We start from the raw sequence: 1,041 nt of genomic DNA, 5'->3' as shown, positions 1-1,041 counted from the left end.
CACGTAAATAAGGATATAAATAAGCACGTAAATAGACATACAAACACTAGTATATACACTTACATACACATATACATACACACATATATAAATATGTTAATATTCAGGTGTATATGCTATAATAAGTGTGGAGGTGTTAAGATGGAAATCATCACATTCGCAGCCATTAAAGGCGGTGTCGGCAAAACTACACTATCTTACAATTTTGCTGAATACCTGGCTGATTCAGGCGCTAAGGTTTTAATGATTGACCTCGATCATCAATGTAATTTATCTCAGATTTTAGGGGTCTATGATCAAAAAAATACAGTTTTATCCATATTTGAAAAAGTTGAGTCTCTGCACATTAATGAAAAAGTTAAAATTCATCACATCAGTGACAACATCGATCTCATTAGCGGTTTTTTACGATTGGATGAATATGAAAAACATATGAGCACGACAGATGGTAAAGATATGCAGTTATATATGTGGTTGGATGATTATTATGAAGCGTATTATCTTGATCAATACGATTATATTATTATCGATACGCATCCAGATTTCAGCACATCCACACGTAATGCCATTGTAGTCAGTCATAAAGTCATTTCTCCAAATAAGCCGAGCGGCTTTAGTGATGATTCGAATGCTAATATTGAATATCGTATTAATAAATTGAAAAAAGAGCTCATAGATTTTAAAACGAGAGAAAGTTATGTTACAGCCAAATTATTTTATGTTGGAAATATGGTTAAACATAATACAAAATCATCTATTGCTTTTAAAAAAGCAATTCAAAACAATTCAAACTACATCACATATTTTCCAGACAAAGAATTAATTACACGTAGTGTCTTAGAGAAAAAGCCGATTGTTAAGATGAAAAAAAATTCCAAATTATATGCGAAGGAAAAAACATTTTTTGATCAATTCAGTGAGAAATGTAAAGCAATCAAAGATGCATAGCTGATGTAATATGACAATGATTTTATATGCTTTGAAGAAAATAATAATATATCAATTAATAACTAAGGAGGGCCTGAGCTATGGCATTTAATA

The 1,041-nt window shown here is 30.6% G+C and carries 1 protein-coding gene; it reads left to right on the top strand.

Translation table 11 applies throughout. The features are described from left to right. Positions 1 to 141 precede the first annotated feature (141 nt). Complete coding sequence (locus HMPREF2937_RS03785) at positions 142 to 948, top strand: ParA family protein (RefSeq protein WP_070864062.1); 807 nt, start codon at positions 142 to 144, stop codon at positions 946 to 948. Positions 949 to 1,041 lie beyond the last annotated feature (93 nt).

Origin of the sequence: Staphylococcus sp. HMSC061G12 (assembly GCF_001838465.1) — a bacterium.
GTDB lineage: Bacteria > Bacillota > Bacilli > Staphylococcales > Staphylococcaceae > Staphylococcus > Staphylococcus simulans.
Note: the sequence above shows the minus strand (reverse complement) of the source record. Positions and strands in the feature narration are given on the sequence as shown.